At 43.4% G+C, this 13,738-nt stretch carries 11 protein-coding genes; 5 read left to right on the top strand and 6 right to left on the bottom strand.

Features of this window, described 5'->3' with window-relative positions:
• The gene (gene ruvC / locus UCH003_RS13565) at positions 1–465 is read left to right on the top strand and encodes a crossover junction endodeoxyribonuclease RuvC (protein WP_060826897.1); all 465 of its coding nucleotides are present in this window, start codon (positions 1–3) and stop codon (positions 463–465) included.
• A 59-nt stretch (positions 466–524) separates the two neighbouring features.
• Here the strand turns inward: ruvC and thyX are convergent, their stop codons facing one another.
• The 5 genes from thyX to UCH003_RS13540 all read right to left on the bottom strand — a co-directional run bounded on the left by thyX (position 525) and on the right by UCH003_RS13540 (position 8,602).
• Entirely contained in the window at positions 525–1,145 is a 621-nt protein-coding gene (gene thyX, locus UCH003_RS13560; protein WP_041962778.1) for an FAD-dependent thymidylate synthase, read from the bottom strand.
• Positions 1,146–1,200: 55 nt separating this feature from the next.
• Positions 1,201–4,395, bottom strand: a complete 3,195-nt coding sequence (locus UCH003_RS13870) for a flagellar hook-basal body complex protein (protein ID WP_060826896.1) — start codon at positions 4,393–4,395, stop codon at positions 1,201–1,203.
• An 85-nt stretch (positions 4,396–4,480) separates the two neighbouring features.
• Entirely contained in the window at positions 4,481–6,175 is a 1,695-nt protein-coding gene (locus UCH003_RS13550) for a flagellar hook-basal body complex protein (RefSeq protein WP_060826895.1), read from the bottom strand.
• Between the two features lie 9 nt (positions 6,176–6,184).
• Positions 6,185–6,895, bottom strand: a complete 711-nt coding sequence (locus UCH003_RS13545) for a flagellar hook capping FlgD N-terminal domain-containing protein (protein WP_041962775.1) — start codon at positions 6,893–6,895, stop codon at positions 6,185–6,187.
• A 12-nt stretch (positions 6,896–6,907) separates the two neighbouring features.
• Positions 6,908–8,602 (bottom strand): flagellar hook-length control protein FliK, encoded by a 1,695-nt coding sequence (locus tag UCH003_RS13540; RefSeq protein ID WP_060826894.1) that lies wholly within the window; start codon positions 8,600–8,602, stop codon positions 6,908–6,910.
• Positions 8,603–8,796: 194 nt separating this feature from the next.
• On the opposite strand from UCH003_RS13540, the gene typA reads away from it, so the two are divergent.
• From typA to UCH003_RS13520, 4 genes are all read left to right on the top strand, one after another.
• Positions 8,797–10,596, top strand: coding sequence for a translational GTPase TypA (gene typA / locus UCH003_RS13535; protein ID WP_039671808.1), 1,800 nt, complete (start codon positions 8,797–8,799; stop codon positions 10,594–10,596).
• 72 nt (positions 10,597–10,668) lie between these two features.
• Positions 10,669–11,223: a LemA family protein gene (locus UCH003_RS13530; RefSeq protein WP_060826893.1), complete on the top strand. Its 555-nt coding sequence runs from the start codon at positions 10,669–10,671 to the stop codon at positions 11,221–11,223.
• A 19-nt stretch (positions 11,224–11,242) separates the two neighbouring features.
• A complete protein-coding gene (locus UCH003_RS13525) occupies positions 11,243–12,208 on the top strand; it encodes a DUF3137 domain-containing protein (protein WP_060826892.1) in 966 nt (321 codons plus the stop codon).
• Positions 12,208–12,663 carry a flagellar basal body-associated FliL family protein gene (locus UCH003_RS13520; RefSeq protein WP_039671811.1) on the top strand — a complete coding sequence of 152 codons (456 nt, stop codon included), beginning with the start codon at positions 12,208–12,210 and terminating at the stop codon, positions 12,661–12,663. Before UCH003_RS13525 ends, UCH003_RS13520 begins: the two co-directional genes overlap by 1 nt.
• On the opposite strand, the gene UCH003_RS13515 is transcribed toward UCH003_RS13520, so the two are convergent.
• Entirely contained in the window at positions 12,647–13,735 is a 1,089-nt protein-coding gene (locus UCH003_RS13515; protein ID WP_060826891.1) for an MFS transporter, read from the bottom strand. The two genes, UCH003_RS13520 and UCH003_RS13515, sit on opposite strands and share 17 nt — an antisense overlap.
• Positions 13,736–13,738: the final 3 nt, after the last annotated feature.

Here is a 13,738-nt window from a genome sequence, read left to right as displayed (position 1 = left end):
ATGGTGATTTTAGGTATAGATCCAGGTACTCGAAACTGCGGTTACAGCGTGCTCCATAAAGAAAAAAGCAAACTTATTTTAGTGGAAGCCGGACTGATCAAAATTAAGGAAAAAATTTTACAGCATCAGATTGTGGAATTGGTCGAAGGACTTGATACGATCTTTCGATCCCATGTGATAGACGAAGTGGCAATTGAAGATATTTTCTATGCGTACAACCCCAAAACGGTGCTAAAATTGGCTCAATTTCGAGGAGCGTTAAGTCTTAAAATTTTGCAACTCAAGGGCAACTTTAGCGAATACACTCCTTTGCAGGTTAAAAAAGCGGTTACGGGAAACGGTAAAGCGCAAAAAGAACAAGTGTCGTTTATGGTGAAGAAGATTTTAGGCATTCAACAAGAAATTAAGCCTTTGGATATTACCGATGCCATAGCAATAGCGATTACGCATGCGCAAAGGCTTTAATCAATACTAATCGGTTTTTTGACGCTAAAAGCTTACATGTCAGTCTTGACATGTAAGGCTTAAAGTGATACGTTTTCTTTGAGGCTAAAGAGGTATCGGTGTTCTTCGGGAAGTGCTTCGTAAAGGGCATGGGCTAAATTTTGAATTTCCCATAGAGCACTTTTATCGCTTCGAAGCGTTAAAAAGTTTTGAAGGCTTCGCGCGTTAATCGTCCACGTAAGTTCGGTTTTATAGCTCTCCGGAAGGCAGTATTTGGCTTTATCGTTGCTAATGCCTTCGTTGAGTACCAAACGCAAGTTTTCAAGTGCTTTAACGCTCATTTCGTCTACCATTTCGACGCCTGTTAGGACAAGGTACTTTTGGGCGCGCTCAAAATCCTTACATGTAAAGAGTGCTTCGTTTTTGAGTTCTTTTAGCGTATAACGCGTGGATTTTACCGAAAGCGAAGCCATACGATGGCGCGCAAGTTCTTGAAGCAAGGCTCTGGAAACGCCTTCGATGTAAAAATTGTAAACCAGATGTTCCAACGTTGAAGCGTGTTTAAATTTATTGCCGACGCGATCGATCAGCTCTTTATCCTTTTCGCCGCCGTTATCGCTTTTATCAAAACTTTGCCAACATGTACGAATAGCGTCTGCACAAATAAGTAACGGAGTGTAGTGATTCAGTGTAATTTTCATGTGTTGAGTCCCAAGTTTTTTGGGACTCATTGTAGTACATGTAAGCTAAAAAAATCTATTTTAATTGAAGAAGCGTATTGAGCATTTCATCCGAAGTTGTGATCGTTTTGGAGTTTGCTTGGTATCCTCTTTGGATAACGATCAATTGCGTTAAGGAGCGTGAAAGATCCACGTTACTCATTTCGAGCGAGCTTGCTTGTATGGCTCCCCTACCGCCGACGGATGCTTGACCGATAACGGGATCGCCGGAGTTTGACGTCTGAATAAAAGTATTTCCGCCGTCGCTTTCCAAACCTTCGTTATTGGTAAATTTTGCCATGGCAACTTGTGCAAGACCGAAACTTCGTCCGTTGGTAAAGCTTCCGATCAGCGTTCCCGTTTCGTCGACGCGAATACCCGAAAGATCGCCGCCCGGATAACCGTCTTGCGAAATACCCGAAGTATTGGATTCTTTATCAAATGAAGTCATACCGTCAAATTGACCCAGCGTACCAAAATGAAGCTCTATATTTTGATTCGGTGATGAACCGTTATTGGCAGTATACGTCAAGTTTGTCGGTGTAAAAGTTGCGAGTGATCCGTCGCTATTGAACGCAATAGAACCCGTGATAATATTTTCGGGTAAATTTCCAGCCGCATAATTAATTTGACCCGGTTCCGGTACGGTAATCAGCATGGACCATTCAGTACCGCCGTTATCGGTTTGTCCGATTTTTCTAAATTCAAAACGAACGGTATGTTTAGACCCTAAAGAGTCGTATACGTCGATACTGGAAGCATGGCTTGCCATATAGATATTTTGAGTCGATCTTTCAGACGTACCTGAGGGGAGTGAACCTTGAAGCGCGGAAAACGATGTGGTAAATTTGGTATTTTCACTGACGTTATTGCTTGCGTTTGTTAATCCCGTAATAGAAACGTAAATAGCTTGATCGTCTTTTTTACCGTCACCGTCTTTATCCGTAATACCGACATCCGTAACATCGACGGCATCGATATTGGTTGAAGCGACGATATTTTCCGTTCCCGCACCTTGATCAATGGTAATAACGGATCCTACAACGGACGTGTGTCCTGTATAAGCGGCATCGGCTTCTATGAGGGCTCGTAAACCGCTCGCTATGGTAGCTGCATTTTCTCCGGCAGCAGCAGGAGTATAGGTATAGGTCGTACCGCCGATAGTGATAGAATACGTTTGTCCCGCAATGGAATTGGATGTACCGGCTAAATTGATCGTACGGTCGTCATCCGTTGCCGCAAGTGCCGCACTAATCGTTGCCGAAATCGTTCCTGCTACGCTTGAGGTAGGAGGATTAATCGTCGTCGTACCGGCATTGGTCGGTAAAGTAATCGTCGTACCGTCGAGTGTTGCGTCGGCATAGTCGGCTTTAATAAGGTTATACAATGTGCCCGCTACGGTTGCTGCGGTTTCTCCGCCGGCTGCGGCTGCGGTAGTATAGGTTGTACCGCCGATAGTAATAGAATACGTTTGTCCGGCAACGGCCGCCGTTGTAAGCGCAATATCGATGGTTCTATCGTCTGCGGTCACGTCAAGCGGATCGTTAATCGTTGCACTAAATTGAGGAAAAGTCGTTCCTTGAGGTAACGTAGCATCTGCACTTAAAACAAAGCCGGCAGGGACCGTTCCGATGAACGTATAATCTCCTTCCGTTCCGTAAGTGGCATCTCCGGGAATTTTTCCGCTTAAGGTTACGGTCGTACCCGTAGGTAAAGTGATTGCATTTTCAAATGTTGTTCCGGCAGGAAACGTAACGTCTTGTGAAGATAAAACGGAGTTGATCGTAAAACCGCTCATAGCTCCGGTATAAACATCCGGTGCATCTCCCGTAGGGTTTTTAAGTACAAATTTTCCCTCTTCGTTGACTAAAACCTGCACACCGTCATTTTTATTTAAGGAACTAACGGTTGACCAAGGAATGTTGTCGTTTGTTGTATTGGCTTTATTATCGGCACCGTTTGGATCAACGACGCTACCTAAGTAATTTGTCCATAAACGTGCATCTACTTGCATAGCATTTCGTAAATCTTCCGTCGTATGAAATTTTCTAACGACGCTCGCATCGTAATCGTGTGATGCCGAGACGGAAGAAGTCGAATAAGCGTATTGATAAGCGGTAATGACTTGTGTTGACGTTAAACCGATTGTTGTTGGAGAGGTAACGTCAAGGTTAATATTTTTATGTTGCTCATCGGTTCCTATTTTATTAGTATTTTTAAGAACCAGATGATTGCCGTTTTCAACGGTTGCAACAACACCCGTTTCGCTTGTTTTTTGGTTAATGAGGTTTGCGATTTCGTTAGCGACAAGAATATTTTCTTCACTTGTCGGAGTCGCTTTTGCGGCTTTTGTCAATTCGCCGCTGATACTAACGCCGTTAACGGTAATTTTTAACGACGACGTTGAATTGCTCGCCGTGATGCTTTGCGGTTTGGCGACGGCATCGGCATAACTCATCCAGATACCCTGCCCTTCTCTTAGGTTAAACGCTTCACCCGAGGCATTAAAGAGAACACCCATATCGACACCGCGTTCGACCAATTCATTATCGGTATTGAAAGAGTTTAACGAAGCATCGTTTTCATCATGTTTTTCCGTTGTCGATTTGGTATTGTTATTGTCCTTATCGTACCAACCTTTATATTGATCTAATGCATAAATAGCACTTTTATTTTTGGTAGAATCACCGGAGTTAAGATTGGCTTTAAGCGTAATGTATCCCGTATCGTTAGCCGGCGTGGTCAATCCGGGAGGAATAGTGATATTTCGAATCGGAGCCGTTGCGTCGATTTCGCCGGTAGTATCGTCTCTGACCCAACCTTGTGCAATATAGCCGTTTGCATCGACGAAGTTACCGTTTGCGTCAAATGAAAAATCTCCGTTTCGGGAGTATTTGTAGGTATTTCCGCCGTCTGGAGAAATAACGAAAAAACCGTCTCCGCTGATGGCAAGATCGGTATTTTTATCGGTGGTTTCGATAGAACCTTGTTTAAAAATCTTCGTAACGGAACTGACTTGCGTTCCAAGACCTATTTGCATTGAGTTTTTACCGCCGAGCTCTCCTTGCGGAGCCGTAGCGATTTTGGCCGTTTGATTGAGAAGATCGGAAAAATTCGCACGAGAATATTTAAAGCCGGTAGTATTAACGTTTGCAATGTTATTACCTTCAACGTCCATAGCAATTTGGTGCGCTTGTAATCCGGTAACGCCGGCCCAAAGTGATCTCATCATAGCGTATCCTTTTTAAAGTTACTTTTTAGTGTAATGAATAGTGTTTAAAATCAAAAGCAATTTTTATTCCATATAATGTCAAAAACTATTGTTTCATATTGATAGCATTTTGGAGCAACTCATCGCTGGTCGTAATGCCTTTAGAACTTGCGGTAAATGCTTTTTGTATCACGATCAGTTCGGTCAATGCCGTTGCCATACTAACGTTACTTCCTTCCAGTCGGTGATTTAAAACATTGGAGCCTAAAAAAGCATTTCCGTCTTTATCGGTATAAAAAATAGCTTTTCCGCTGTTGGAAGACTCTTCAAAGAGGTTTGAAGATGCAGACGTTAAACCTTGGTCGTTTTGAAAGTGGTATACGGCAACTTTAGCAATAGCGGAGCTTTTTCCGTTATCGAATTCGGCAATAATATTGCCGTTGCCGTCCATTCCGTAGTTTTTTAAAAACCCTTCGACGGTACCGTTTGTTTGATAACTGCTCGTTTTAGTAATACTGGTACTGGAAACAAGTCCGTCAAAACTATTAAGTGTTCCCAGATTGACGTTTAGAGTCGTCCCTCCGTTGGAAAGTGCGGGCAAAGAGTTGCTAAGAAGTCTACCGGCTCCGTCAAATTCTAAGGTACCCGTTTGGGTGTCGACGATTTCATAGACTTTGGCGTCTTTTTGGTCAACGTAATAGAGTGAAGGATCATAGGTCTTTGTACTGTCGTAATTTTCATAAAAGCTGTAAATATTGGCGGTAACATCCCATGTCGTTCCCGAAGCGGCTTGAGGAACTCTTTTCGTAAAAGTCATATCAAGCGTATCTTTATCGCCGTCTGGACCAATAATACCGATCGATGCATGGTCTTGATTGGCAACTTCTTGGTTGGAAGTCACGGAGACCGAAACGTTTAAAGGGCTACTCGTATCGAGTTCGCTGACATTAACATTGGAAATGCTCCATTGATTTGACGCATCTAATTGGGTAGTAGTCGTTAATTTTTTACCGGCGTTATCCGTAACGGTAACGAGCACTTGATCCCCCGGTTGAGGATTTTGAAGTGCGCTCGTATGTGTCGTCGTTCCGTTTAGGCTTATTTTTCCGGAAGCGGCGGTAACGGTTTGCGTGTAGTCATCGCTGTTCAGAGGAACGCTAACGGAACCTGTCGTGACCTTTGGATTTAAGCTGGCACTGTAAGAAACACTCGTTGTTGCCGTCGGAGGATAGTACAATAAATCGGGTAAATGCACTTTTGTTTGTTTCCCGACGCTTCCAAGAGGCACATCTCCCGTAGCACTAATTGCGTACGGTTGCGCAGGTGTTTTTGCGGTGCTTTTGTAATACGTACCGAATTTGGAGAGGGTTGTTTCATCAAGCGTTGTCGGAGTGATATTGTCTCCCGACGTTGCTAGAAGATAATTGCCGTTTATATCGACTAGATCGCCGTTAGAATCGATTGAAAATTGTCCTGCTCGCGTAAAATAGGTTTTTTCGTTAAGCCCTTGAACCCCAAACCAGCCTTCTCCGCCGATCGCCAAATCAAAGGCATTATCGGTGTTTTGAAGGATACCTTGGTTCATATTAAACGCCGTCGTTTGGCTAGAAGCACCTAAACTGTCGTCATTAGCATATGCGGCATAGGTACCTGCCAGCGTCGTTGAAAAAAGCGATGAAATTTCCGGAGTGCTTCCTTTAAATCCGATGGTATTGATGTTAGCGATGTTGTTGGATTGGACGTCCATCGCGAACTGAAACGATTTAACGCCCGAGACGCTATTGTATAATGAACTGTTCATCGCCGTTTCTTATGAAATTAAAGATTGTTCGTAAAACTCGGTTACGTCACCCATCGGATAATAAGTTGAACCGAGTTTGACATAAGTTTCGCCGTCTTCGTAACGAATGGATTCTACGGGATAAACACCGAATTGCGTTGTTTGCGATTTACCGTTTGCATCGACGTAATCCGCCGTAACGCTGTAATATCCGTCTTTAACTTTATCGCCGTATTGGTTCGTACCGTCCCATTTAAAGGCGACTACGCCGCTTTTACCGGCGGCAACGTCTCCAAGGTCGATGGTTTGCACGGTATTTTTGTTAGCGTCTTTAATCGTAAGCGTTCCGTCTTTAATCTCATTTGGAAAATAGACTTCATACGCCGCTTCGCCGTCTTTTAACGTGATAGCGTTATAGCCGAGGCTTGCCATTTTACCGATAACCGAAGTTGCTCCGGCACTCACGCTTTGTTTCAGTTGTGCCGCTAAATCTTCCAAAGCTTTATTGGTGTTTTCGGAAGCTTCAAGGGTTGCTAATTGTGATGTTTGGGTCAAGATTTTATCGCTATCCATTGGATCGGTCGGATCTTGATGTTGTAGCTCAACGAGCAAAAGCTGTAAAAAATCATCTTTATTTAAGCTATCGGCAGAGCCTGTTTTTGCCGTACTCGTGCTTGAACTTGTACCGCTAGTGGTTGTAGAGCTTCCCGTTTTAATAAGATTTTCATATCCTGTTGCCATGTTGTATCCTTTTTAAACGTATTGAGGAATGACGATTTCTAAGAGTGCCGTATCGTCCTCGGTTTGTTCCGCGCCGAACTCTTTAAAGTTTCCGCCGCTTTGTTTTTGGTTGTGTTGCGATTGTTCACTGTTACGTTGATCGCTAAAGTTCATTTCAAGGTTGGTAAAACCCATATTGACCAAAGCATTCTTGACTTCGTCTTGATTTTGGGTGAAGAGGCTCATGGTCGTAGCATTGGATGAAATGTTGACATGTAGATTATTGCCTCGCGTCAATAATGTTACGTCGACATCGCCTAAGCTTTTTGGACTTAAGGAGAGTTCCACTTTCATAATGGGCGGTTTGTAAGTTTCGATCTGCTCTTTTAAATCGCTGGCAAACTGTGAGAGGCTCTCTTTGGTCGTAGTCGGTTTATTCGTCGTGTTAAAATCTTGTTTTGTTGTTAGTTTTACGGTGCTATCGGTTTTAATATCGGGTGTTGATTGTATATCTTCGCTCGATGACTTTACCTCTTCCGATACGAGCGGCTTTGTCGTCTGTACGGAAGAAAGTTCATCGTTTGACACGTCGATTGTTTTTTCTTGTTTCAAAGGTTTTACCAACGATTCGTCATTTTTAGCATCGCTTTTTTGAATAGCTTCTGCTTTGAGGTCATTGGTTTTTACTATCGGAGTTTCTTGCGTTGTTGCGTCGTTATCGTTAATTGCTTGTGTCGGAACTTCAGATTTTTTTATTTCTTGTTTGACGTCGTGCAATGCTTTTTGAATAACGGTTTCCAACGGTTTTGTTAATACTTCGATAGAAGATTTTACCGCATCGTCGGTGTGTGGATCATTCGTTTGTTGCATAGAAGCGTCGGTAATTTTAGTTTCCGATGCGGCGTTGTTTACTATTTTTTGCGTTAACGTTTGTTGCTTTTCGTTTACGATTGACGTCTCTTCTAAAGGATTAGACGACGTTGGGATGGGTTGTTGCGCATGCGTTGCTTCGCTAGAGCTCTCTTTGGCAATTAACTCACCCAAAATGGATTGCGTCTGCGGCACGGGTTGGGTTTTGGGCTGTTGGTTATCCAAAAGATTCATGAGCCCTACTTGGGTCGGAATCGTTGTTTGTTGCGCCGTTGGTCGAGGTTCGGTTTGCATTTGCTTGAGTGCTGTCGTAATCTCGTCGAAAAAATTATTTTGCGTTAGCTTCGGGAATTTGGTTTGTAAACTTTCGACGCTCTCTTTTGAAATCGAGAGTTTTTCGAGTCCTAAGTCGTATTTTTTGGAGAGTTCAAGCAAGTCGCTAACGTTTTTAACATTGGCAAAATCTTGGCGAGCCGTTTCATTGTTAAGAATCTTTTCAAGATTTGAAGACGCTTTTAACGTTGGGAAATTCGTTGTTTGTGAATCTTGTTGCAAGGTATTGACGATGCTTAAAAGATCTTCTAAAAGATGTTCGTCGATAGGTTTTGCTTCATCCGTATTGCTCGTCGTCAAAAGGTTCTCCGTAGCGGCAGAAGTCGTCGTATCGATCGGAAGTTCTTCAATCGTTTGAGGGTTTTCTTCTTGCGTCAATTTTCCCAAAATAATTGCAAAAAAACTTTCGGCAAACGCTCCTTCTTGCGCAGGCGTTTGCGTACCAGAAACGTCGGTGTTAACGCTATTAGACGCTGTAGATAAAGGGCTGCTTTTGGTTTGAACAAAAGAGAAAAGGTCTTGCATGTTCATTGCCTTATACTCAAATTTTAGATAATTCCACGCTTTTAACAAGCAATCTTCATTCCACATCGGTAACAAAGCTTTACATGTAAATTTAGCGAGAAAATGGTATAATGAAACATATTACTTCTTCGAACTACACCTGCCACGTATGTTTTATTAAGAGATGTAAAAGCTAAGATAACGAGGAGAATTTTTTGCAAGAGTTTAGAAATATTGCCGTAATCGCGCACGTTGACCACGGCAAAACTACTTTGGTCGACGAGTTGTTGAAACAATCGGGGACCTTTAGCGCACACCAAAAAGTCGAAGAAAGAGCGATGGATAGCAACGATCTTGAGAAAGAACGCGGCATTACCATCCTTTCTAAAAATACGGCGATTCGCTATAAAGAGACGAAAATCAACATTATCGACACTCCGGGCCACGCGGATTTCGGTGGTGAAGTTGAGCGTGTTTTAAAAATGGTCGACGGCGTTTTATTGTTAGTCGATGCACAAGAGGGCGTTATGCCTCAGACCAAGTTTGTCGTTAAAAAAGCGTTAAGTTTGGGCTTGTGTCCGATCGTCGTCGTTAATAAAATCGACAAACCTGCCGCCGATCCCGATCGCGTTGTCGATGAAGTGTTCGATCTTCTCGTTGCGCTCGGTGCGAACGAGCAGCAGTTGGAATTTCCCATCGTTTACGCCGCGGCGCGCGACGGTTACGCCAAGTACGATATGAGCGACGAAAACAAAAACTTAGAACCTTTGTTTGAGACGATTATCAAACATGTCCCCGCACCTTCGGGTAAACCCGAAAATCCGCTTCAACTACAGGTATTTACCCTTGATTACGATAATTATGTCGGTAAAATCGGTATTGCGCGTATTTTTAACGGTACGATTAAAAAGAACGAAACCGTAATGCTTGCCAAAGCGAGCGGAGAACAAACGCGTGGACGTATCTCTAAATTGATCGGTTTTCACGGTTTGGATCGTATCGATATTAACGAAGCCGAAAGCGGCGATATCGTTGCGGTTGCCGGTTTTGAGACGCTCGACGTCGGCGATAGTATCGTTGATCCGAATAATCCGATGCCGCTTGATCCTTTACATATCGAAGAGCCTACGCTTTCGGTTGTTTTTGCGGTTAACGACTCTCCGTTTGCGGGACTTGACGGCAAATACGTTACTTCCAATAAACTATCCGAGCGTTTAGAATCCGAGATGAAAACCAATATTGCGATGAAATACGAGTCCGAGGGCGAAGGTAAATTTAAAGTTTCCGGCCGCGGCGAGTTGCAAATTACGATCTTAGCGGAAAATATGCGTCGCGAAGGGTATGAGTTTTCCCTTGGTCGTCCCGAAGTTATCATCAGGGAAGAAAACGGCGTCAAAATGGAACCTTACGAGCACTTGGTCATTGACGTGCCTGACGAATTTACCGGAACGGTTATCGAAAAACTCGGCCGCAAAAAAGCGGAAATGAAGACGATGAATCCGACGGGCGACGGACAGACGAGAATCGAGTTTGAAATTCCCGCGCGCGGTCTTATCGGCTTTCGCGGACAGTTTTTGACCGATACTAAAGGCGAAGGCGTTATGAACCATTCATTTTTAGAATTCCGTCCGCTGAGCGGCGAAGTCGAACACCGTAAAAACGGTGCATTGACCTCTATGGAAACGGGTACGGCGATGGGTTATTCACTCTTTAGCTTGCAAGAAAGAGGCGTTTTGTTTATCGATGCACAGGTTAAAGTCTACTCGGGTATGATTATCGGTGAACATTCACGTCCGAACGATTTGGACGTCAATCCGATTAAAGGCAAGCCGCAAAGCAACGTTAGAAGTAGCGGTGCCGATGAAGCGATTAAACTGGTTCCGCCTCGAAAAATGAACCTTGAGCTAGCACTTGAGTGGATTGAAAACGATGAACTCGTCGAAGTGACGCCTTTAAATATTCGCATTCGTAAAAAATACTTAGATCCGACGCAACGTAAACGTATGAGTCGTTAATACGGCTTGATCGATGGCTCTGCCGAATCTACATGTAGACTCGACAGAGCCCATGTCATAAGGAGGTTTATCGTGGAAACGTTTTTGATCATCGGCGGTGCACTGCTTTTCATTTTTATCGTTTTGTACAACACGTTAATTTCTAAAAAAAATCAAGTCGATAATATCTTTGCGGGACTCGACGCGGTTTTGAAAAAACGTTACGATCTGATTCCCAATCTTGTCGCGACGCTCAAAGAGTATATGCTTCACGAAGCGGGAACTTTAGAAAAAATCACTTCTTTACGTTCTCAAGCCCTTCAACCGAGCCTTAATGCCCAGGAAAAGATGGCATTGGACAAAGAACTCTCGTCCACGTTGGGATCACTGATGGTAACGGTTGAAAACTATCCGATACTCAAGGCAAACGAAAATTTTCTACATCTTCAACATACGCTTCATGAGGTCGAAGAGCAAATCTCCGCCGCACGTCGTGCTTATAATCAAAGCGTTACCGATTATAATAATGCGCTTGAGATGTTCCCTACCAATGTACTTGCGGGTTTTATGCACTTGGAAAAAAAAGAAGTGTTGCGTATTGACGTTGCGGAGCGTGAGAACGTCAACGTCAAAAATCTTTTTCGTTAGTTAACGCCCCCTTCGTATCATGGCGACGCTTTCATCGCTGCTTGAATACTACTACGAAACGATGCAAGAAGCACTCTTCCCTTTGGAAGAGGAGCGCAAGCGCATCGTCAAAAAGCTCCAAACGGTCGCTCTTTTTATGAGCATAGGAGCGGTCGTTTTTTTTACCGTTTTACATCAACACATGCATTTTGCACCTTTGCAGGCAGGCTTACTCAGTGCTATGAGCGGCTTTTTGATTTTTATGTTTGTCTACCGTCACGAAAAAGCGGGTTTTACGGCACTCTTTAAAGATCAGGTGATCGAAAAGCTGCTTTATCAAATCGATGCATCGCTTTCGTATCGCAAAGAAAGTGCCATCGATGAAGAAGCGTACCGAAAAAGCGAGCTTTTTTTGGAAGATTACGATCGATTTGAAGGAAGCGATCTGGTAAGCGGTTCGATTGCGAAAGTCGAGGTGCGGTTCAGTTTTTTGCATACGCAACAAAAAGAGCGCGATAGCAAAGGAAGAGAACGGTGGGAAACGATTTTTCAAGGGCTGTTCTTTTGCGCCGACTTCAATAAAGCTTTTAAAGGCAAAACGGTGGTTTTACCCGACACGGCGGAGCGAACTTTGGGCGTTTTAGGAACATGGGTTCAGCGCATGAACGTCGCTAGAGGATCACTGATGAAGCTCGATCATGCCGAATTCGAAAAGATTTTCGTCGTTTACGGGGACGATCCGATAGAGAGCCGCTATATTCTTTCACATTCCTTCATGGAAAAAATCGTGCTTCTTCAACGAAAAATTAACCGACCGATCTATCTCTCTTTCGTCGCTTCGCGAATTTATATTGCTATTGCCTACACAAAATCTCTTTTTGAGCCGATATTAACACGTTCGTTATTGGAATTTTCGTATATTAAAGAGTACTTTCAACTTCTCAATACGGTCGTCGGGATCGTTGAAGAACTCAAACTCAATGAAAAATTATGGAGTAAACGCTAATGCTCAATGAAAAATTGCTCAAAATTACGTTGGGATTTATCATTTTGCTCATCGGTATCGGTTTTTGGACGATTCGCTATATGCTCAAAGAAGATTCATCGGTTTCTTCATACGAAAACGTTGCTTCAACAACCAAAGCGACGAACGTCAGCACTGATGCCAATGAGGTCAACTTGGATACGATTTATATCAATATCCGCTCGCAAAAATTCAAAATAATGAAAGCCGATATTGCCCTGATTATGAAAAACGCTAACGGCAAAAAAGCCCTTAAAGGCAATATGGAAAACGTTCGAAACGCCGTTTTGCAGTACCTCAATACGATGGACTCCAACGGGTTGGATACCTTAGAAGGAAAAGAGCGTTTAAAAAGCGAATTAATAGGTATGCTAGAAGAGAATTTCGGGTACGAAGTCGAGACGATTTATCTTAAGAATTTTATTCTTTCTCCTTGAAAAAGAAAAGGCTTCCAAGCGAAAGTAACGCTATCAAACCGGCGTACATGTAAAGCCTTGGACCGTAAAAATTACCTGCGATCAATGCACCCGCAAATCCTCCCAATCCGAAAGAAAGCCCGTAATAAAACTGTGCCGCAAGCTTTTTGTGTGCGTAGAGCGTATAGAGTAAGCTCAAAGCTGCGGTATGGTGCAGTGCAAAACTAAATGCATGCAAGGATTGCGTTGCGTAAGAAGCCAAAAGCGACGAGGGAAATAAAAAAAGCAAGAACCATCGAACGGCGGCACTTAAAACGCCGAATTTCAGAAGGCTTAAAAGCGTAAAACGTTTGAGAAGCGGTGCTTGAAAATAAAACAGAATAATTTCGCAAATGACGCCAAAAGCCCACAAATAGCTGGTTGTCTCTAAACTGATACCGTGAGCGGTTTCGTAAATGGTAAAAAAGTTGTAAAACGCGCCGAAACTTACTTGCATCAGAAAAAAACTGATCCACAAAAACGTAGCATGCGAAAATCGGAAAGTCGTATTTGAAACGGCAGGTGCCGATAAAAGAGCGTTACGGCGCGTAAGCCAATATGCCGATGCCGCCGTAAGTACGATCGCCGCCAAAAGGTAGTGCAAAGCGTTGTCGAAATGCTCCAAGCGACGCGCAAGAATGATACCGATTGCCATGAAGCCGATCGAGCCGAAAAGTCGAGCACGGCCGAAACGCTCTTTTTTAAGATGTTCCATTGCGTACGTCTCAACGTAAGGCAAGATCATACCCAAACACGCTCCTAAAAGCATATTGGGAAGCATGAAAAGGTAAAAATGTTCGATTGTAGGATAAAAAAGTACTATGGCACCGATCGCACCGAGTAAAGCGGTATAAAAGACCTTGCGAGAGAGTTCAAAATGTTTTAGGAAAAAAAACGGAACGATGAAACGCATCAACGGGGCGAGCGCAAAGACGGCACCGATTTGAAAAGCGTTATAGCCGATGGTTTGAAGCATTTTAGGCATAAAAATGACATACACGCCGGTCACGACGAAATAGAAAAAGAAGAAACTCGAAATTTTAGTAAAAATCACGGG

Origin of the sequence: Sulfurospirillum cavolei, from assembly GCF_001548055.1 — a bacterium.
GTDB lineage: Bacteria > Campylobacterota > Campylobacteria > Campylobacterales > Sulfurospirillaceae > Sulfurospirillum.
This window is presented reverse-complemented; position numbering and strand designations above follow the sequence as displayed.